Annotated in this window: 13 protein-coding genes and 1 riboswitch; of the genes, 8 read left to right on the forward strand and 5 right to left on the reverse strand. The window is 69.6% G+C overall.

The window, feature by feature from the left end; all coding sequences use genetic code 11:
• Positions 1-20: 20 nt before the first annotated feature.
• The 4 genes from cydD to hisC all read right to left on the reverse strand — a co-directional run bounded on the left by cydD (position 21) and on the right by hisC (position 7,408).
• The gene (gene cydD, locus C6N31_RS06290; RefSeq protein ID WP_138351125.1) at positions 21-3,533 is read right to left on the reverse strand and encodes a thiol reductant ABC exporter subunit CydD; all 3,513 of its coding nucleotides are present in this window, start codon (positions 3,531-3,533) and stop codon (positions 21-23) included.
• A gap of 67 nt (positions 3,534-3,600) precedes the next feature.
• Positions 3,601-4,602: a cytochrome d ubiquinol oxidase subunit II gene (cydB, locus tag C6N31_RS06295; RefSeq protein ID WP_138351126.1), complete on the reverse strand. Its 1,002-nt coding sequence runs from the start codon at positions 4,600-4,602 to the stop codon at positions 3,601-3,603.
• 16 nt (positions 4,603-4,618) lie between these two features.
• The gene (locus C6N31_RS06300; RefSeq protein WP_244809282.1) at positions 4,619-6,127 is read right to left on the reverse strand and encodes a cytochrome ubiquinol oxidase subunit I; all 1,509 of its coding nucleotides are present in this window, start codon (positions 6,125-6,127) and stop codon (positions 4,619-4,621) included.
• Positions 6,128-6,334: 207 nt separating this feature from the next.
• Positions 6,335-7,408, reverse strand: a complete 1,074-nt coding sequence (gene hisC, locus C6N31_RS06305) for a histidinol-phosphate transaminase (RefSeq protein WP_138351128.1) — start codon at positions 7,406-7,408, stop codon at positions 6,335-6,337.
• A 293-nt stretch (positions 7,409-7,701) separates the two neighbouring features.
• On the opposite strand from hisC, the gene C6N31_RS06310 reads away from it, so the two are divergent.
• From C6N31_RS06310 to C6N31_RS06330, 5 genes are all read left to right on the forward strand, one after another.
• Positions 7,702-8,802 carry a LacI family DNA-binding transcriptional regulator gene (locus tag C6N31_RS06310; protein ID WP_138351129.1) on the forward strand — a complete coding sequence of 367 codons (1,101 nt, stop codon included), beginning with the start codon at positions 7,702-7,704 and terminating at the stop codon, positions 8,800-8,802.
• Between the two features lie 280 nt (positions 8,803-9,082).
• Entirely contained in the window at positions 9,083-10,327 is a 1,245-nt protein-coding gene (locus C6N31_RS06315) for a metallophosphoesterase (RefSeq protein ID WP_138351130.1), read from the forward strand.
• A gap of 148 nt (positions 10,328-10,475) precedes the next feature.
• Positions 10,476-11,366, forward strand: coding sequence for a hypothetical protein (locus C6N31_RS06320; RefSeq protein ID WP_306664950.1), 891 nt, complete (start codon positions 10,476-10,478; stop codon positions 11,364-11,366).
• Positions 11,367-12,080: 714 nt separating this feature from the next.
• Complete coding sequence (locus tag C6N31_RS06325; RefSeq protein ID WP_138351132.1) at positions 12,081-13,037, forward strand: hypothetical protein; 957 nt, start codon at positions 12,081-12,083, stop codon at positions 13,035-13,037.
• Positions 13,038-13,194: 157 nt separating this feature from the next.
• The gene (locus C6N31_RS06330; protein ID WP_138351133.1) at positions 13,195-14,649 is read left to right on the forward strand and encodes an amino acid permease; all 1,455 of its coding nucleotides are present in this window, start codon (positions 13,195-13,197) and stop codon (positions 14,647-14,649) included.
• A 117-nt stretch (positions 14,650-14,766) separates the two neighbouring features.
• Here the strand turns inward: C6N31_RS06330 and thiC are convergent, their stop codons facing one another.
• Positions 14,767-16,584, reverse strand: a complete 1,818-nt coding sequence (gene thiC / locus C6N31_RS06335) for a phosphomethylpyrimidine synthase ThiC (RefSeq protein WP_138351134.1) — start codon at positions 16,582-16,584, stop codon at positions 14,767-14,769.
• Positions 16,578-16,690, reverse strand: a riboswitch (TPP riboswitch). Its footprint overlaps the gene before it by 7 nt.
• Positions 16,691-16,751: 61 nt before the next feature.
• Between thiC and C6N31_RS06340 the strand changes: the two genes are divergently transcribed.
• The 3 genes from C6N31_RS06340 (at position 16,752) to C6N31_RS06350 (ending at position 19,997) form a co-directional block, all read left to right on the forward strand.
• Positions 16,752-18,062 (forward strand): YibE/F family protein, encoded by a 1,311-nt coding sequence (locus C6N31_RS06340; protein WP_138351135.1) that lies wholly within the window; start codon positions 16,752-16,754, stop codon positions 18,060-18,062.
• 58 nt (positions 18,063-18,120) lie between these two features.
• Entirely contained in the window at positions 18,121-18,321 is a 201-nt protein-coding gene (locus C6N31_RS06345; RefSeq protein WP_138351136.1) for an NfeD C-terminal domain-containing protein, read from the forward strand.
• Positions 18,322-18,503: 182 nt separating this feature from the next.
• Positions 18,504-19,997 carry a flotillin family protein gene (locus C6N31_RS06350; RefSeq protein WP_187144944.1) on the forward strand — a complete coding sequence of 498 codons (1,494 nt, stop codon included), beginning with the start codon at positions 18,504-18,506 and terminating at the stop codon, positions 19,995-19,997.
• Positions 19,998-20,029 lie beyond the last annotated feature (32 nt).

Raw genomic sequence — 20,029 nt, forward strand, 5'->3', positions numbered from 1 at the left:
GTCCGCTTTGTCCCCGCCGGTCAGACCGTTACCAGGCCCACCGCGTCCGTCGTTCCGGCCGCGTCCGCCGCCAGGTCCGCGGCGCGCTCCCGTTCGAGGGTGCGGCGGAACGGTCCTTCGACGGCGGCCAGCTCCGCGTACGTACCGCGCTGCACGACGCGGCCCCGGTCGAGGACGACGATCTCGTCGACGGCGTCCCCGGCCAGGCCCGCCAGCCGGTGCGTGATCAGCACGGTCGTACGGCCCCGGGTGGCGTCGAGCAGATCCGCGGTGAGCGCGTCCGCGGTCGGCAGGTCCAGGTGCTCGGCCGGCTCGTCGAGCACCAGGACGGGGAAGTCGGCGAGCAGCGCGCGGGCCAGCGCGAGGCGCTGGCGTTGCCCGCCGGACAGCCGGGCCCCGTGCTCGCCGACGAGCGTGTCCAGGTCCGCGTCCAGCCGGGCCGCGGCAAGGGCCGCGCGCAGCGCGTCGTCATCGGCGGCCGGGCGCGCCAGCCGCAGGTTCTCGCGGACCGAGCTGTCGAAGACATGCGCGTCCTGCGCGCACAGACCGACCAGCCGGCGTACCTCGTCGCCGTCCAGCGCGGCCGCTTCGGTACCGGCGAGAGCGTACGAACCGCTCTCCGCGTCGAGGAAGCGCAGCAGCACCTGCGCCAGGGTCGTCTTGCCCGCACCCGACGGGCCGACCACCGCGATCCTGCGGCCCTGCGTCAGTTCGAGGTCCAGCCCGGCCAGCGCGGGCCGGTCCTGGCCCGGGTAGCGGGCCGTCAGATCCCGGACGACCAGCGGGAACGGCAGCGCCGGCGGCTCGGCCGGCCGCTCCGGCTCCCGGACCGGATCCGGCGCGTCCAGCACCTCGTGCACCCGCAGCGCCGCCGCCCGGCTGCGCTGCCGGTACTGCGCCGCGAGCGGCATCCCCGTGACCGCTTCGAACGCGGCGAGCGGGGTGAGCACCACGACCGCCAGGGCGACCCCGTCGAGCCGGCCGTCCCGTACCGCCTGGATCCCGGCGTAAGCACAGGCCACCACCGTCAGACCGCACACCAGTGCGGCCAGTCCGGCGCCCAGCGCGGTCGTCGCGGCGGACCGGGCGGCGATCCGGGTGAGGATGCGGTCGGAGCGCGCGGCGCGCTCCCGCCGGCCCGGCAGCGCGCCCGCCACGGTCAGCTCGGCGGTACCGGTCAGGAGGTCCACGACCTGCGTCGACAGCTCGCCCTTCGCCGGCGCGAGCCGCCGCTCGGCCCGCCGCGACAGGACGGCGGACAGCGCCGGGACACCCGCGCCCGCGATCAGCAGACCGGCCGCCAGCGCCACGCCCGCCTCGGGCAGCAGCCAGCCGGTGAACGCCGCCGACGCGACACAGACACCCGCCGCAGCACCGGCGGGCAGCAGCCAGCGCAGGAAGTAGTCCTGCAGTCCGTCGACGTCCGCGACCAGCCGGGAGAGCAGATCGCCCCGCCGCGTCTCCCGCAGGCCCGCCGGCGCGAGCCGTTCGATCCGCCGGTAGACGGCCACCCGCAGATCCGCGAGCGAACGGAAGACCGCGTCGTGCGACACCAGCCGCTCCGCGTAGCGGAACACCGCCCGCCCGATCCCGAACGTCCGCGTCGCCGTGACCGCGACCATCAGATACAGCACCGGCGGCTGCTGCGACGCCCGGCTGATCAGCCATCCGGACGTCGCCATCAGACCCACCGCGGACCCGAGCGCCAGCGCCCCCAACAGCAGCGCCAGCGCGAAGCGTCCGCGCAACGGCCCCGCCATCCGGCGCACCCGCCGCAGCGGACGTCCCCCATCGGCGGCGGGCGACGCGTCCACGGGCAGGACGGGCGACGTGGTCGACGTGCCGGCCGACAGCGGTCCCTGACGGGCTGCCAGGGGACTCCGGTCTCTGACGGCGGTCACCTCGACCGCCGCGGGCCGCAGCCGGATCGTGCGGTCGGCCACCGCGAGCAGGGCCGGCCGGTGGACGACGAGCAGGACAGTGCGGCCCACCGCCAGCTGGCGGACGGCGGCCACCACGGCCGCCTCGGTGTCACCGTCGAGGTTGGCGGTCGGCTCGTCGAGCAGCAGCAGCGGACGGTCGGCCAGGAAGGCGCGGGCGAGGGCGAGCCGTTGGCGCTGCCCTGCGGAGATTCCGGAGCCGCCCTCACCGAGCGGAGTGTCCAGGCCGGCGAAGTCGAGGGCGCCCGCGTCACGGAGGGCGGCCCGCACCTGCTCGTCGGTGGCATCCGGCCGGGCCAGGCGGACGTTCTCGGCGACGGTCCCGGCGAAGAGATGCGGCCGCTGCGGGACCCAGGCGATCTGCCGGTGCCAGCTCCTGGGGTCGAGAGACGCCAGATCGGTGCCGTCGACCAGGATCCGGCCGCCGGACGGCTGCGCGAAGCCGAGCAGCGCGGCCAGCAGCGTGGTCTTGCCGACACCGCTGGGACCGACGACGGCGACCGTCTCACCGGGGGAGACAGTGAAGGAGACCTCGGAGAGCGAGGGCCGCTCGCGGCCTTCGTGGTGCACCGTCAGACCGTCCACGGTGATGACCGCGTGCCGCAGATCGGGGGCGGGCAGCGTCCCGGCGGTGGCCGGAGCCGTCTCCAGGACGGCGAAGACCTCGTCCGCGGCGGCCAGCCCCTCGGCGGCCGCGTGGTACTGCGCGCCCACCTGCCGCAGCGGCAGATACGCCTCGGGCGCGAGCACCAGGACGACGAGCCCGGTGTAGAGGTCCAGATCCCCGTGGACCAGCCGCATGCCGATGCCCACGGCGACCAGCGCCACGGAGATCGTCGCGAGGAGTTCCAGGGCGAACGACGACAGGAACGCGATCCGCAGCGTCCGCATGGTCGCGCGCCGGTACTCGTCGGTGATGGTGCGGATGGACTCGGCCTGCGCCTTGGCCCGGCCGAAGACCTTCAGGGTGGGAAGGCCGCCGACGACGTCCAGGAAGTGCCCGGACAGCCGTGCGAGCAGCCGCCACTGACGGTTCATCCGGTCCTGGGTGGCCCAGCCGATCAGCGCCATGAACAGCGGGATGAGGGGGAGGGTCAGCGCGATGGTGAGCGCCGAGACCCAGTCCGAGGTGACGATCCGGGCCAGCACCACGACCGGTACGACCACGGCCAGTCCGAGCTGCGGCACATAGCGGGCGAAGTAGTCGTCGAGCGCGTCGACCCCGCGGGTGGCGAGCGTGGTGAGTTCGCCGGTGCGCTGGGTGGAGAGCCAGGACGGGCCCAGGGCGGTGGCCCGTTCCAGCAGCCGGCCGCGCAGTTCCGACTTGACGGCCGCGCTGGCGCGGTGCGCGCACAGCTCGGTCAGCCAGGCGACGATCCCGCGGCCGGCCGCGACGGCGGCGAGCAGCAGCAGCGGAGTGCGCAGCTCGCCGGCGTCGAGACCGTGCTGGAATCCGCCGACCACGATCTCGGCGATGAGCATCGCCTGGGCGACGACCAGCCCCGCCCCGGCCAGGCCGAGGGCCACGGACGCCACGAGGAAGACGCGGCTGGCGCGGGCGTACCGGAGCAGACGCGGATCGACTGGTTTCACGTGGAACATTCCCTTCGGCGAAGAGCTCGGCCGGCCGCAACGGGCCCCGGACCCTGTCTGACCGTGGCTAGTGGACTTCGGCGATGTGCTGGGTGCCGATCCGCTTGCGGAACACCCAGTACGTCCACCCCTGGTAGATCAGCACGACCGGCGTCGCGACCGCGGCGCACCACGTCATGATCCTCAGCGTGTACGGCGTCGCCGAGGCGTTGGTGACGGTGAGGTTCCACGCGGCGTTCAGCGAGGACGGCATGACGTTCGGGAAGAGCGCCAGGAAGAGCATCGCCACCGACGCCGCGATCGTGATGCCGGAGAAGACGAACGACCATCCCTCACGGCCGATCCAGATCATCCGGACCGCCGCGACCAGCGCCACCACCGCGACGATCAGCGCGCCGAGCGTCGTGCCGTCACCGCTGTCCTTCTGGGTCCAGCCCAGGAAGAGCACCGCGAGCACCGCGGCCGTGATGCCCAGCCGGAAGGCGAGCCTGCGAGCCCGGGTCCGGATGTCGCCGACCGTCTTGAGCGCGGCGAACACCGCGCCGTGGAAGGTGAAGAGCGTGAGGGTGACGAGCCCGCCGAGGATCGAGTAGACGTTCAGCAGATCCCAGAAGGTGCCGACGTACTCCCTGTTCGCGTCGATCTTCACACCGCGCACCATGTTGGCGAACGCGACGCCCCACAGCACGGACGGCAGCAGCGAGGACCAGAAGATCACCTGTTCCCAGCTGGTCTGCCAGCGGTCCTCCGACCGCTTGGAGCGGTACTCGAAGGCGACGACGCGGACGATCAGACAGAGCAGGATGATCAGCAGCGGCAGATAGAAGCCGGAGAAGAGCGTGGCGTACCACTCGGGGAACGCGGCGAACGTCGCGCCGCCCGCGGTGAGCAGCCACACCTCGTTCCCGTCCCAGACCGGGCCGATGGTGTTGATCAGTACGCGGCGCTCGGGGCGGTCGCGGGCCAGCAGCTTGGTGAGGATCCCGATCCCGAAGTCGAAGCCCTCCAGGAAGAAGTAGCCGGTCCACAGGACGGCGATGAGTACGAACCAGACGTCGTGCAGGTGCATGTCGCGCTCCTTCCTCTCAGTACGAGAAGGCCATGGGCCGGTCGGCGTCGGTGGAGTCGCCGCCGATCTTCGTGGGCGGATTCCGGTCGGAATCGGTCAGCTCGGGCGGTCCGGCCTTGGCGTACTTCAGCAGCAGCTTGATCTCGACGACCGCGAGCACCGCGTAGAGCAGGGTGAAGGCGATCAGCGAGCCGAACACCTCGCCGGTGGAGACATTGGGGGAGACCGCGTCGGAGGTGCGGAGCAGCCCGTAGACGGCCCAGGGCTGGCGGCCGGTCTCGGTGAAGATCCAGCCCCACGAGTTGGCCAGCAGCGGGAAGACCATCGTCCACAGCGCGATCCGCCAGTACCAGGCGGCGAACCGGTCGCCGAACGGTGTGTTCCTGGTGAGCATCAGCTTCGGCGCCTCGTCCTCGCCGGTGCGGTGCTCCTCGGCGACCCAGAGCTTGCGGCGGGTGAGCCACAGTCCCGCCAGGCCGACCGCGAAGGATGTCATCCCGAAGCCGATCATCCAGCGGAAGCCCCAGTAGGCGGTGGGGATGTTCGGCCGGTAGTCACCGGGGCCGTACTTCTGCTGCTCGGCCTTGTTGATGTCGTTGATGCCGGGCACGTACGAGGAGAAGTTGCCGTCGGCGAGGAAGGACAGTATCCCGGGGATCTCGACGGCGACCTTGTTGTGGCCCTTGTCGACATCGCCGACGGCGAAGATCGAGAACGGGGCCGGCCCCTCGCCGTCCCACAGCGCCTCGGCGGCGGCCATCTTCATCGGCTGCTGCTTGAACATGACCTTGCCGAGCGAGTCACCGCTGATCGCGGTGAGCAGCCCCGCGACGACGGCGACGGCCAGGCCGAGCCGCAGTGAGGTGCGCATCACGGCGATGTGCTTCTTGCGCGCCAGGTGGTAGGCGGAGATGCCGATCATGAACGCGGCGCCGGTGAGGAAGGCCGCGGTGATGGTGTGGAAGACCACGACCAGGGTGGTGTCCTGGGTGATGACCTTCCAGAAGTCGGTGAGCTCGGCGCGGCCGGTCACCTTGTTGTAGGTGTAGCCGACCGGGTGCTGCATCCAGGAGTTCGCGGCCAGGATGAAGTACGCGGAGAGGATCGTGCCGATCGAGACGATCCAGATGCAGGCGAGGTGGATGCGCTGCGGCAGCTTGTCCCAGCCGAAGATCCACAGCCCGATGAACGTGGACTCGAAGAAGAACGCGATCAGTGCCTCGAAGGCGAGCGGGGCTCCGAAGATGTCCCCGACGAACCGGGAGTAGTCCGACCAGTTCATCCCGAACTGGAACTCCTGGACGATCCCGGTGGCCACGCCCATGGCGATGTTGATCAAGAAGAGCTTGCCCCAGAACTTGGTGGCCCTGAGGTACTTCTCGTTCTTGCTGCGGACCCATGCGGTCTGCAGGACCGCGGTGAGCGCGGAGAGGCTGATCGTCAGCGGGACGAAGAGGAAGTGGTAGACGGTGGTGATGCCGAACTGCCATCGCGCGACGTCGACGGTTTCCAGCGAGAGCTGCACGTCACGACTCCTTACCTGTACCGGTTCACCTGCACCGGTCCAAACTCGAACTTTTCCCCCCAACCCTCGCGTGGAACCCATAGGAAAGGGGGCAAACACGTCCGCTTGTGAAAGTGAACGCATTCACAAGCTAAGTATCGCGCACAGCAGTTCGCCCCCTCCCACCGGGGGGTGGAAGGGGGCGAAAACGGCAGGTGGTAAAGGGAGCTACAGCTCCTTGCGGAACGCGTCCGCCGTGCTCAGCAGCAGGTCGTTGGCCTCGGTCTCGCCGATGGTGATCCGCACGCCCTCGCCCGGGAACGGCCGTACCGCCACCCCGGCCCGCTCGCACGCCGCGGCGAAGTCCAGGGTGCGCTCCCCCAGCCGCAGCCAGACGAAGTTCGCCTGCGTCTCCGCCAGCGCCCAGCCCTGCGCGGCCAGTGCCCCGACGACCCGGTCCCGCTCGGTGACCAGGCCGGCCACCCGCTCCAGCAGGGCCTCCTCGGAGCGCAGCGACGCGACCGCCGCGTCCTGCGCGAGCTGGCTCACACCGAACGGCATCGCGGTCTTGCGCAGCGCGGCCGCGACCGGCTCGTGCGCGATGGCGAAGCCTACCCGCAGACCGGCCAGGCCGTACGCCTTGGAGAAGGTGCGCAGCACCGCGACGTTCGGGCGGTCGCGGTAGATCTCGACACCGTCCGGCACGTCGGCGTCCCGGATGAACTCGCGGTACGCCTCGTCGAGGACCACGAGCACATCGGACGGCACCCGGTCGAGGAAGCGTTCCAGCGCCGCACGGCGTACCGCGGTGCCCGTGGGGTTGTTGGGGTTGCAGATGAAGATCAGCCGGGTCCGGTCGGTGATGGCGTCCGCCATCGCGTCCAGGTCGTGGTCCTCGCCGTCGGTGAGCGGTACCTCCACCGGCGTCGCGCCGCTGATCCGCGTGATGATCGGGTACGCCTCGAAGGAACGCCAGGCGTAGATGACCTCGTCACCCGGCCCCGCGGTCGACTGCAGCAGCTGCTGCGCGACGCCGACCGAGCCGGTGCCGGTCGCGATGTGCGTCTGCGGCACTCCGAAGCGGTGCGCCAGCTCGGCGATCAGCTCGGTGCACGCGGCGTCGGGATAACGGTTGAACGAACCCGCGGCGGCGGTGGCCGCCTCCAGCACGCCGGGCAGCGGCGGGAAGGGGTTCTCGTTGGAGGACAACTTGTAGGCCGGAGCACCCTCGTCCGAGACCGGGGGTCGCCCGGGCTTGTAGGTGGGGATGCCGTCCAGTTCCGCGCGCAGCTTCGGGGTCATGACCACACCATACGAGGGGGCGTGAGGGAGTGGGAAAGTGCCGTGCGCCACACCGTGCGCCGGTGGCGCACGCGGTGGTGCGCATCCCTCGTAGGAGTGAGTTGATACCTCCCCGCAATACGAACCAATGGGCAGGAGATCGTCCCCGCGACGCCGGTACTCACGCGAAGAAAGCGCTTGCGAGCTGCACATTACACCCCACAAGGCACTCTTGATCTTGCAGAAACGTACCGTCTGAATGCCTTTTCGGGGCCCCAGCGGACGGACCAACCCCGCCCTACTATCGGGTCGCCATGACAGCAGCAGGGAACCACCAGGCGAGCCGGCCCATCGGACGCCGGCTCGAGCGGGCAGGCATCAGAGATGTCGCCGCTGCCGCCGGTGTCTCGATCACGACTGTCTCCGACGCACTCAACGGCAAGGGCCGACTGCCCGACGCCACCCGCCGCCATGTCCGGGAGGTCGCCGAACGGCTGGGTTACCGCCCGTCCGCGGCAGCCCGCACACTGCGCACCGGCCGATCGGGCTTAATCGGCCTGACGGTCACCACCTACGGCGAAGAACCGTTCACTTTTACCGAGTTCGCGTACTTCGCCGAAATGGCGAGAGCCGCGACCTCGGCCGCCCTCGCCCGGGGCTACGCCCTGGTCATCCTCCCCGCCTCCTCACGCCATGACGTGTGGAGCAACGTCGCACTCGACGGCACCGTGGTCATCGACCCCTCCGACCACGATCCCGTCGTCATGGAACTCGTCCGCCAGGGCGTACCGGTGGTCAGCGACGGCCGGCCCGCCGGCAGCCTCCCCGTCCACGCCTGGGTCGACAACGACCACGAGGAAGCCGTCCTCGGCATCCTCGACCACCTCGCCGCCGCCGGAGCCCGCCGGATCGGCCTGCTCACCGGTACCAGCACCGACACCTACACCCGGCTCTCCACCACCGCGTACCTGCAATGGTGCGAGCGGGTGGGCCAGGAGCCGGTCTACGAGTCCTACCCCGCCCACGACCCGTGCGCGAGCGCCGTCGCCGCCGACCGGCTGCTCGCCCGTCCCGACCGGCCCGACGCCGTCTACGGTCTCTTCGACCCCAACGGCACCGATCTGCTGGCCGCCGCCCGCCGCTACGGGCTGCGGGTGCCGGACGATCTGCTGCTGGTCTGCTGCAGCGAGAGCAGCGTCTACGCGAGCACCGAACCGCCGATCACCACGCTGTCCCTCAAACCGGGGAAGATCGGCACCGCGGTGGTCCAGCTCCTCATCGACGCGATCGAAGGGGTGGGTGCCACCCATCCCGTCCAGCAGATCATGCAGACCGACCTCATCGTCCGCACCTCGTCCCAGCGCCGTACGCACCGCACCACGGTGAGTCCCCCGCGCAGTCCGGCCGGGGGCTGACGCCTGGCCCGGGAAACCCGAACCGCACCACCGCGCACGAGCCGCCGGGAAGTCCGCGCGGGGATCCGGAACCGGAACCCCGCGCGGAAGTTCGCACCGGACTCCGTGCGGAAACCTGTTCAGGAGTCGGCACAGGAGTCCGAGCAGGAACCCGAATCGGCCGCCGGACCGCCCCAGGACGCCGATTTAGGGGGTGTTTGTCGGCACCGGCCGAAAACCCGGCACCCAGGTATGTCACACCACGACAGCGTCATTCCTATGATGGGCGGATGGCGGCGCGATGGTGGAGGGGTCGATGACACAGGGGGCAGGTCACGGGCCCGTGCTCAAGGCGATGGTGAGCTGGCGTCCGGCAGGTCCGGACGCGGGTCCGGAGGCCGGACCGGAAGGCGGTCGGCAGACCGGTCAGGCAGCCGCGCCCGGCAACGGGTCGTACGGGTTCGCCGACGCTTCCGGTGCTCCCGTCTTGCCAGGCACACCAGGCGTTCTCGGTGCGCCCGGTACCGGTGCCGCGATCGGTGCGGACGGGCCGGCAGGTGCGCCCGCGTCCTTCGCCGCGCCGGCGGCCCCGGTCCAGGTGCCGGCCGCCGCGCCCCCGGCCGGGTACGAGGCGACCCAGCTCGACACCCGTCTGGTGCCGGAGGACTACACCCCCACCGCGCACGACCTCCCGGTGATAGCTCCCGTCGACGCGGACCAGCCCGGTCCGCTCTACGTCGTCGGCGACGTCCACGGGTACATCGACGAGCTGCGTACGGCGCTCCACGCCCAGGGCCTCATCGACGCCGAAGGCCACTGGTCGGCGGGCACCGCCCGGCTGTGGTTCCTCGGTGACTTCACCGACCGCGGTCCGGACGGCATCGGCGTCATCGAGCTCGTCATGCAGCTCTCCGCCGAGGCGGCCGCCGCGGGCGGCTACGCCAAGGCCATCATGGGCAACCATGAGCTGCTGCTGCTCGGCGCCCACCGCTTCGGCGACACCCCCGTCAACTCCACCGGTGGCACCGCGTCGTTCCTCGCCGCCTGGCGGCTCAACGGAGGCCAGCCCTCCGACATGGACCGGCTGGAGGACCGCCATCTGACGTGGATGTCCCGGCTCGACGCGGCGCACCTGACCGACGGTCATCTGCTGCTGCACTCCGACACCACGGCGTACCTCGACTACGGCACCACCATCGACGCGATGAACGACGCCGTCACCGGCATCCTCCAGCGCGGCGACGCGGACGAGTGCTGGGACCTGTTCCGCAAGCTCACCAAGCGCTTCGCCTTCCGCGGCGACAACGGCCCGCAGGCCGCCCGGGAACTCCTCGACACCTACGGCGGCCACCAGGTCGTCCACGGCCACAGCCCCATCCCGTACCTGCTCGGCGAGGTCGGCGGCGAATACACCGCGGACGGGGAGGAACGCACCCCGGTCGTCAATGGCCCGATGGCATATGCCGAGAACTTGGCATTGGCAATGGACGGTGGCGTAACCATGGACGGCCGACTGCTCGTTGCCGAACTCCCACCCCTTTCCTGATCGGCAGATTTCCGGGAAGCACTCTGTCACCCCCTCATCCCGCGCTCTACCATCGCTATATCCGTAAGGCACGCTCTCCTCCGCTTCACCGGCCGACCGGCTCCACATTCAGCGGGGAGGTCCGGAGACGGAGCATCGGGGGATGCACATGAACAGCGCTCCACACCTGCTCAACGAAGACCGCCCGGACTTCGAACGAGTCCTCGACGACGCACTGCACTCCGCGGACACCGGGCACGACGAGCACGGCGGGCACGAAGGCGTGCTCAATAGCGAACAGCTGCGCACCATGGCGCTGAGCGCCGCGGAGGTCATCTCCGCCTGCGCCGCACCGGAGTACCAGCAGTACCTGAAGGTTCGCGAGCAGATCCGCGAGGCCCTCGAGGAGTCCGCGGTCATCCGCCGGACGGAGCCCGTGACGGCCGCGGACAACCGGGCGTTCAGCTACGCCGCCATGGGCGTAGCGGACTCCGCGGGCTCCGGCGCCGGGCTGTTCGCGGTGGTCGCCGTGCTGACACCCCTCCTGGCGGGCACCGCCGCGCTGATCTTCCTGCTGATCGGCTACGTCCTGCACGCGATGACGCCGGAACCCGCCATCGCCGCACCGCTGCGCACCGCCGGCTGGCTCTTCGCGGGCGTCACCGGGTGCGGGATCCTGGTCGGGATGGTCGGCCTGCTCCTCACCGCCCTGCGCGACAGCGCGAGCGCCATCCATGACGACGACTCCGACTCGCTGCCGCCCGAGGTCGCCGCCGCCCGCGAGGCGTGGCGGCGCGCCCTGCGCGACCGCGGCGTCCTGCCCTTCCTCGCCGAGGCCAGAACGAACGCCGCCCTGGCGCCGCATCCGGACTTCGAGCCTCCGCGCTCCAACGGCAGCCAGCCCTCACGAATGCCCCGACTCGGCTATTCCCGCCCGGACTTCACCAGTCCCGGCCCCGAGGAATCCCCAGGACCGGGCCATCGATTCTCCAGCCCCGATTTCTCCAGTCCGGACTTTTCGAGCCCCGACTTCACGGGCCCGGACGAGGGTTCGAGATAGCGCACCCGGTTGTGAGTATGGGCGGAATGCGGAAGTCCGCACCTATAGTGCGAATTTGATGCCATCCGCCCCCATGTGACGCATGAACGCACCTACGGTGCGCGCCGGAGGCGGTACGGCGTAGCCCGTCTCACCCCGGTGTCGAGCGCGTCAGGCACCGGGCCCGGGCGGCGTCCCCGACTACGCGGACAGCGGAAGGGACCTGAAGCCGCGCGAGAAAGCTGCGGCTCCACGCCCAACTGGTTGAAACGTTAACGCAATGCCGCCGCCGGCCCACAAAGTCCAATCCGTGGACAACTTCGCCTTCGAGAGTGTTTCGAATGGGCGCGCCCCCAACGGGACTTCCCGCAGAACCGCAGGTCAGCGGCGCGCCATCGCTCCCGTGGTATTCGATCCGGAGAGTGCCGACGGGACGTTCCCACCTGTCCGCGCATATGCCATGTGCATACTTCGGCGCACACTGCTCGACAACCCGGACGGCCGGAGTCGAACCGCGCGGATCGGGCCCGACTGCATTGCCGCAGACGGCAATTGGCGTGGAACGAGTTGCTCCGGACGACTGGTTTCGATACGAGTTGATGATGAGTAGGGTGTGACCCGCTGCCGATGGATCTACGGAAGGTGCCTGGCTGAATTCAGAGGGTCTGGCTGAATTCAGCATGACCGGAATGTGCGGGTGCGGGTGGTGTCGTCTGCAGGATCTGGAGGGGGATAGTGACTGCTGGCTCGTTCGAGGGGCAGTACGTGTGGCATCCGGCGGCCGATGATCGTCAGTTGGCCCGAGCGTGCATGGATGTGAAGGCCGGGCGGTACCTCAGCGCCAGCGAGATCCTGAAGGAGACCCGCGGGGATTTCGAAGTGCGGGCCCACCGGTCCCTCGTACTGGCCTCCGAGGCAGCGGATTCCGACCTGGCCGAACGCTGGCTGGCCGAGGAACCCAGCGCCGAGTCCGCGCTGCTGTGGGCGCGGGTGGCGATGCTCCGGGCGTTACGGATGGCCGACGCCGGCGATCTCCGCGAGGGCGCGCTGGTCCGCATAGCGCAGGGCGCGTGCGAACGGGCCTCGGAGATGCTGCCGACCGACCCGACTCCCTGGGTGACCCAACTGGCGCTCACCCGGCTCCAGCGACCCCGCGATCCCGCGCCGCGCGGACTGCTGACCGAGCCGACCGGTCCCTGGTACCTCTTCGCCCACATCCTCCGGCTCGACCCCTGGCACCGTGAGGCGCACCACCGGTTCCTGGCCTTCTTCTTCACCCGCAACGGCGGCTCGGCGAGCGCGCGATGGGACGTCGCCTCGTTCCTGAGCCACCGGGCACCGACCTCCTCGCCGCTGCGGCTGCTGCCTCTGGTGGCGCTGGTCGAGGACTACGACCCCTCCGCACTGCTGGCGGACCGCACCTGGGAACAGCCCCAGTGGAAAGCGACCACGATGGGGATCTACACCCATTGGTTTCCCGAGACGGCCAAGTACCGGTTCACCCCGGTGCTCGACCTGGCCTATCTGGCGCATGCCCTGGTCATGGCGAAGCTCGAATTCGAGGCGCGGGAAGTGCTCACGGCGTCAGGACCCTATGCGTCCCGTATGCCCTGGAGTGCGTTCGGAGCGCCCGAGGAACAACTGACCAGGGCCAGAAAGCTGTGCGGACTGCCGATTCCGAGTGCCGCCTGATCCCTATTCCGCTCCACATCGCACGACGAAGTCCTCCCGTCCTCCATGTCTCAGAAAGGCTGCGGTTGTGACCGAGCACAGATCTCTTTCACACTCGAAAACCCTTCGTCCTCCAGCGCCCGTCGCCGCCCTCGACGACGACGCGACGCTGCATGCCATGGGCTATCCGCGGAAACTTACCCGGCGATTTCGCGCGTTTGACAACTTCGCGATCTCTTTCACCATCATCAACATCATCGCCGGTATCTTCTCCTCGTTCGGTTTCGGCATGGCGGCCGGCGGTCCGCGGATTCTCATATTCGGCTGGATAGGCGTGTCCATCATGGTGCTGTTCGTCGGCGCCTCGATGGGAGAGATCGCCTCCGCCTATCCGACCAGCGGCGCGCTGTACTTCTCCGCGGGCAAGCTCGCCAAGCGGCACCGCGGCGCCTGGTCCTGGTACACCGGCTGGCTGAACTTCGTCGGCCAGGTGGGCGGGACGGCCGCCACCGGCTACGCCGCCGCCACGTTCATCCAGGCCTTCATCGCGATGCAGTGGACCGACTACGAGGTGACGGCGCAGCGCACCGTGGGCATCACGGCGGTGATCCTGCTGCTGCAGGCGCTCGCCAACACCTACACGGTGCAGCTGATCGCCCTGCTGAACCGCATATCCGTGTGGTGGCTGTTCATCGGCATGGTCGTGATCGTCGTCTGTCTGACCGTCATACCCGACCACCACCAGTCGGTTTCCTTCGTCACGCATTTCGAGAACAACACCGGCTTCTCCAACGGGATTTACGGCGCGATGCTCGGTCTGCTCGTCACGAGCTGGACCTTCACCGGCTTCGACGGCAGTTTCCACATGTCGGAAGAGACCGTGCAGGCAACGGTCAACGCGCCCAAGGGCATCATGCGGTCGATCGCCTACTCCGCCGGCATCGGCCTGATTCTCATGCTCGCCCTGGTGTACGCGATTCGTGATTACGCCGCCGAGGCGAGCTCCGCCGCACCGCCCGTGCAGATTCTCATCGACGCGCTCGGCATGGGCACCGCCAAGCTGCTGCTGCTGATCGTCATCGGCGCCATGCTGTTCTGCGGTCTGGCCAACATGACCAGCAATACCCGGCAGATCTTCGCGTTCTCCCGTGACGGTGCGATGCCCGGTTCGCGTTGGTGGCATTCCGTGTCCCCGCGCACCCGTACGCCCGTCAAGGCGGTATGGCTCGCGGCGGCCTGCTCCATCGTTCTGGTACTGCCCGGCTGGTGGTCCCACACCGCCTTCACCGCCATTGTGAGCGTCAATGTCGTCGGGCTGTTCCTCGCCTACGGCGTGCCCATCTTCCTGCGGCTGCGCCTGGGCGACGAGTTCGAGTCCGGCCCCTGGAACCTCGGGCGCTACGGCAAGGTCGTCGGATCGGTCGCCGTGACCTGGATCGTCCTCAGCAGCGTGCTGTTCATGCTGCCCCAGGTCTCCCCGATCACCACGACCTCGTTCAACTACGCCCCGATCGCCCTGGGTGTGGTGCTGCTCATCGCCACCGTCTGGTGGTTCGCCACCGCGCGGAAGCGCTTCCAGGGACCGGTCAGCTACGGCCGTCCCGACGAAGTGGCCGCCATGGACCTGATCTGACCCGGCGGTACCCGATCGACCCGATTGACGCGCACGACCCGACGTCGGTGCACCGCAGAGGTCCCGGTGGGATTCCCACCGGGACCTCACGCATGTGCGGTGGTCAGCGGGCCGTCGTCAGTCCGCCAGCGGCAGGTAGACCCGGTTACCGCTCGCCGCGAACTCCTCGGACTTCTGCCGCATCCCGGCCTCCGGGTCCAGCAGCAGGTCCCCGCCGTGCTCCTTGCGGATGTCCTGACTGATCTTCATCGAGCAGAACTTGGGACCGCACATGGAGCAGAAGTGCGCGGTCTTGGCGCCGTCCGCCGGCAGCGTCTCGTCGTGGAAGTCACGCGCGGTGTCCGGGTCCATGGCGAGGTTGAACTGGTCCTCCCAGCGGAACTCGAAGCGGGCGTCGGACAGGGCGTCGTCCCAGTCCTGCGCCCCCGGGTGGCCCTTGGCCAGGTCCGCCGCGTGGGCCGCGATCTTGTACGTGATGACGCCGGTCTTGACGTCGTCGCGGTTGGGCAGGCCCAGGTGCTCCTTGGGCGTGACGTAGCAGAGCATCGCGGTGCCCCACCAGGCGATCATCGCGGCGCCGATGCCCGAGGTGATGTGGTCGTAGGCGGGCGCGACATCGGTGGTGAGCGGGCCGAGCGTGTAGAACGGCGCCTCCTCGCAGATCTCCTGCTGGAGGTCGATGTTCTCCTTGATCTTGTGCATCGGGACGTGCCCGGGGCCCTCGATCATGGTCTGCACGTTGTGCCGCTTGGCGATGGTGTTCAGCTCGCCCAGCGTCCGCAGCTCCGCGAACTGCGCCTCGTCGTTGGCGTCCGCGATGGAGCCGGGGCGCAGGCCGTCGCCGAGCGAGTACGTGACGTCGTAGGAGGCGAGGATGTCGCAGAGCTCCTCGAAGTTCTCGTAGAGGAACGACTCCTTGTGGTGCGCGAGGCACCAGGCCGCCATGATCGAGCCGCCGCGCGAGACGATGCCGGTCTTGCGGCGGGCGGTCATCGGGACGTACCGCAGCAGCACGCCGGCGTGGACCGTCATGTAGTCGACGCCCTGCTCGGCCTGCTCGATGACGGTGTCCTTGTAGACCTCCCAGGTGAGCTCCTCGGCCTTGCCGTCGACCTTCTCCAGTGCCTGGTAGAGGGGGACGGTGCCGATCGGCACGGGGGAGTTGCGCAGCACCCATTCACGGGTGGTGTGGATGTTGCGGCCGGTGGACAGGTCCATGACCGTGTCGGCGCCCCACTTGGTGGCCCAGGTCATCTTGTCCACCTCCTCCTCGATGGAGGACGTGACCGCGGAGTTGCCGATGTTGGCGTTGACCTTCACCAGGAACCGCTTGCCGATGATCATCGGCTCGATCTCGGGATGGTTCACGTTCATCGGCATGACGGCCCGGCCGGCCGCGATCTCCTCGCGCACCACCTCGGGGGAGACATTCTCGCGGATCGCGATGTACTCCATCTCCGGGGTGATGTCGCCGCGGCGGGCGTACGCGAGCTGCGTCACCGCCTGGCCGTCCCGGCCCCTGCGGGGAATCCGGGGGCGGCCGGGGAAGACCGCGTCGAGGTTCCGCAGACCGCCGCGGGGGGAGGTGTGCTTGATCCCGTCGTCCTCGGGGCGGACCGGGCGGCCCGAGTACTCCTCGGTGTCGCCGCGGCCGATGATCCAGTTCTCCCGCAGCGGCGCCAGGCCGCGGCGGACGTCGGTGGTGACGTTCGGATCGGTGTACGGCCCCGACGTGTCGTACAGCGTCACGTCACGGCCGGTGGTGAGGTGCACCTGGCGCACGGGGACCTGGATGTCCGGCCTGGTGCCGGTCAGGTAGCCCTTGTGCCAGCCGGGCTCGCGCTTCTCCGGAGCGACGGACGGCTCCGCCGAAACGGGCTTATCCGTCGAAACGGGCTGAACGGAGACAGGCATGCGTGCATCCTGCGTGGTCATGAGACCCAACTCCCTACGCCGGCATTACCCGGTAACAGGTTCAGCGGTCGGCGCAGTTCTTCAGCGCCCTCTCAGCCCGGTGCTCCGAGCTCCCGCGATTGCAAAGGTGCCCCCACGGTAGCGGGTGCGGACGAACGCACACCAGGGGGTCTTGCGATGATCGGTCCGTGGACACTCCCCAGGCGTCGCCCCACGCGCACTCGCACACCCACGGTCACGGTCCGGTGCCGCCGGTCTCCAAGCATCTCCGCAAGGTCATCGCGGTGGTTCTGGTGCCCTTCACCGCGGCGGTGCTCGCCGGGCTGATCGTGCTGTGGCCGGGTGGGGCGCCCCCGCACGCACGCACCGGGGTCGGTTTCGACCAGCAGACCCAGCAGGCGCGCGTCACCAGGATCGACGACGTCGCCTGCGCCGAGGCGAACACACAGTCACCGGCACAGTCCACGCCCGGCGCCGCCGCCTCCGCGCCGGAACGCTGCGAGAAGGCGACCATCGAGGTCACCACGGGCAAGGACAAGGGCCGGACGTTCACCGAGATCGTGCATCCCGACCAGACCCGCCGCTACACGGCGGGCCAGGGCGTGGTGGTGGCGTACGCACCCGACGCTCCGAAGGAGCTGCAGTACGCGGTGACGGATGTCGACCGCGGCTTCCCGCTCGCACTGCTGGCCGTGATCTTCGCGCTCGCGGTGATCGCCGTCGGCCGGCTGCGCGGTCTGATGGCACTGATCGCGCTGGTCATCAGCTTCGCGATCCTGACGCTCTTCATCCTCCCGGCGATCCTGCACGGCCACGATCCACTGCTGGTGGCGGTGATCGGCGGCAGCGCGATCATGCTGATCGCGCTCTACATGTGCCACGGGCTCAACGCCCGCACGTCGGTGGCGGTGATCGGCACGCTGTGCTCGCTCTTCCTGATCGGGATCCTCGGCTCGGTCTTCATCTCCTGGGCGCATCTGACGGGCAACACCTCGGACGAGACCGGGCTGGTCCACACCCTCTACCCCGGCATCGAGATCAAGGGCCTGCTGCTGGCCGGCATCATCATCGGCTCGCTGGGCGTCCTGGACGATGTGACGGTCACCCAGACCTCGGCGGTGTGGGAGCTCAAGGACGCCGACCCCGGCGCGAGTTGGCGCAAGCTCTACGGCTCCGGCATGCGGATCGGCCGGGACCACATCGCGTCGGTGGTGAACACCCTGGTGATGGCGTACGCGGGTGCGGCGCTGCCGCTCCTGCTGCTGTTCTCGGTGGCGCGCAGCGGGGTGCTGCGGGTCGCCAGCAGCGAACTGGTGGCGGAGGAGATCGTCCGGACGCTGGTCGGCAGCATCGGCCTGGTCGCGTCGGTTCCCCTGACAACGCTGCTGGCGGCGCTCGTTGTCAGTGCCGACCGGCACAATACGAGGACGGGCGGACCGAAGGCGGGGGACACTCTCCCCGCGAGGACCGGCGGCGGCCACCGGCGCCGGGGGAAGTAGCGGCAGGCCGCACCCGCGGGGGCGGGTGGCGGCGGTGAACGGGGGGACGATGGCCGGGATGATCGGGCTGCAGGGCAGGGTGACGGGGCGGATCGGCCCGGGGCTGGTCGGCGAGGTGATCGTCCAAGTACGGGGCGGCGCCGAGGCGTTCCTGGCGTATCCGGTCACACCGGGCGAGCGGATAGAGACCGGGACGCAGATCGTGGTCGTGGAATACCAGGCTCCGCGGACGGTCTACGTGGCCGCGGCCTTCGGCTGAGCGGGCTTCAGACCTCGGCCGGGTGAGCTTCCGGCGGCAGCTGATGTGAGCTTCCGGCTTCGGCCGAGCGGGCTTCGTATCAAGACTGCGCCAAGGTTCCGTCAGGGTGTTCACCGCGGCCTTGCGCGGGAGCACACTCGCGTTCGTCAGGCCCCGCATGGGGGCCGCTGTGAGGGGGGCGTATGCCGATGATCATCGGCGTCGTGGCGGGACTCGTTCTCGCCGCAATCATCATCGTGATCGGGCTGTTCAAGCTGATGTGGCGGGTCGCGGAGCCGAACGAGGCGCTTGTCATCTCCGGTTCCCGGCACCGGACCGAGGGCATCGAGGAGGGCCTGGGATTCCGTATCGTCACGGGGCGCGGGACGTTCGTGGTCCCCGGTGTCCAGGCCGTGCGCAAGCTCTCGCTCGATCTCAACGAGACCGAGCTGCTGGTGGACTGTGTGACGCAGCAGGGCATTCCGCTGAAGGTGCGCGGAGTCGTCATCTTCAAGGTCGGCGACGACTTCGTGTCGATAGCCAACGCCGCCCGCCGTTTCCTGGACCAGCAGAAGTTCATGGGCGACCGGGTGCACAACGTCTTCGCCGGTCATCTTCGGTCGATCGTCGGCGGGTTGACGGTCGAGGACATGATCCGTGACCGCGAGAAGCTCACCGGGCAGACCCGGGCCGCCTCCGGCTCGGAGATGGAGAAGCTCGGCCTGATCATCGACTCGCTGCAGATCCACGAGATCGAGGACCCTACCGGGTACATCAAGAACCTGGCCGCGCCGCACGCCGCGGCCGTCCACCGGGACGCGCGGATCGCCCAGGCCGAGGCGGACCGGCTGGCCACCGAGGCGGAGCAGAAGGCCGCCGCCCGGATGTCTGAGGCGACCCGGGACAGCGAGATCCTGCAGGCCGGCTACCAGGCCGAACGGGACAAGGCGGCCGCGACGTCACGGCAGGCAGGACCGCTGTCGGAGGCCGCGGCCAAGCAGGAGGTCGTGGTCCAGGAGACCCGCGTCGCGGAGCTGGAGGCGCAGCGGCGCGAGCAGCAGCTCCAGGTCGACGTCAGAAAGCCGGCGGACGCGAAGGCGTACGAGAAGCGGACGCTGGCCGAGGCCGAACGCGATGTGCGCATCTCCGCGGCACAGGCCAAGGCGAAGGAGACCGAGCTGGCGGCCATCGCCGAAGCCAACCGGGTCAAGATAGCCGCGGCCGCGCAGGCCGAGATGACGAAGGTCAGCGGGCTGGCCCAGGCGGCGGCCACCCGGGCGACCGGTGAGGCCGAGGCGGCGGCGACGCAGGCCCGCGGGCTCGCGGAGGCCGAGGCGGCGAAGGCCAAGGGCCTGGCCGAGGCCGCGTCGATCCAGGCGCGCGCGGAGGCACTGGCCACCAACCAGGAGGCCGTGGTCGCTCAGCAGCTGGCCGAGAACTGGCCGGAGATCGTGAAGGCGGGCGCCTCGGCGTTCGGCAACGTGGAGCACATGGTGCTGCTCAACGGCGCGGACGGTATGTCCGACATGTTCGCGAAGGCACTCACCATGGGCGGCACCGGGCTCGGACTGGCCCGCCAGCTGCTCGCGTCGATGGGCACGGAGAACGGCGCCGGCACCGTGCCGCCGCCGGCGTCCCCCAACGGATCGACGCCCCGCAGCCATCTGATACCGCTGCAGGACGACGACCAGGTCTGATCCGCGAAGCACGTGTGAGGGCGGGGGCGGGG

Source organism: Streptomyces fildesensis (assembly GCF_016107395.1).
GTDB lineage: Bacteria > Actinomycetota > Actinomycetes > Streptomycetales > Streptomycetaceae > Actinacidiphila > Actinacidiphila fildesensis.

Bases quoted from the DNA above. Each gene is read 5' to 3' on its own strand.
- C6N31_RS06320 (WP_306664950.1), top strand. From the start codon at position 10,476: ATGAACAGCGCTCCACACCTGCTCAACGAAGACCGCCCGGACTTCGAA.
- C6N31_RS06315 (WP_138351130.1), top strand. From the start codon at position 9,083: ATGGTGGAGGGGTCGATGACACAGGGGGCAGGTCACGGGCCCGTGCTC.
- hisC (WP_138351128.1), bottom strand. From the start codon at position 7,408: ATGACCCCGAAGCTGCGCGCGGAACTGGACGGCATCCCCACCTACAAG.
- C6N31_RS06310 (WP_138351129.1), top strand. From the start codon at position 7,702: ATGACAGCAGCAGGGAACCACCAGGCGAGCCGGCCCATCGGACGCCGG.
- thiC (WP_138351134.1), bottom strand. From the start codon at position 16,584: ATGACCACGCAGGATGCACGCATGCCTGTCTCCGTTCAGCCCGTTTCG.
- cydB (WP_138351126.1), bottom strand. From the start codon at position 4,602: ATGCACCTGCACGACGTCTGGTTCGTACTCATCGCCGTCCTGTGGACC.
- C6N31_RS06350 (WP_187144944.1), top strand. From the start codon at position 18,504: ATGCCGATGATCATCGGCGTCGTGGCGGGACTCGTTCTCGCCGCAATC.
- C6N31_RS06345 (WP_138351136.1), top strand. From the start codon at position 18,121: ATGATCGGGCTGCAGGGCAGGGTGACGGGGCGGATCGGCCCGGGGCTG.
- C6N31_RS06330 (WP_138351133.1), top strand. From the start codon at position 13,195: ATGGGCTATCCGCGGAAACTTACCCGGCGATTTCGCGCGTTTGACAAC.